Genomic DNA, 269 nt, shown 5'->3' on the forward strand with positions numbered 1-269 from the left:
TGGCGGAGCGTCGAACGCTCGATCGCCACCGGGCTTCCCTCCGGCGGTGCGGTTCTCGTCAGGAACGGCGAGCGCTACTGTCTCACCATGAGCGCTCCCCTACTTGTCCGTGCAGCAAGGGCCGAAGACGCCGACGCGATTGCCGCTGTCCACGTCGAGACCTGGCGGGAGACATACGCCGGCCTCGTTCCGGAGCGTTTCTTCGACGCGTCCGCGCTCGAGGCTCGCCGCCGCATGTGGGCGAGGATCCTTGGGCGCGACCCCGTGCC

General features: G+C 69.1%; 1 pseudogene. It reads left to right on the plus strand.

Features of this window, described 5'->3' with window-relative positions:
- A pseudogene (locus SB717_RS36220) lies at positions 1-269 on the plus strand (hypothetical protein); the annotation flags it as partial.

This window comes from Priestia sp. SIMBA_032 (assembly GCF_046535215.1).
Lineage (GTDB): Bacteria > Bacillota > Bacilli > Bacillales > Bacillaceae_H > Priestia > Priestia aryabhattai.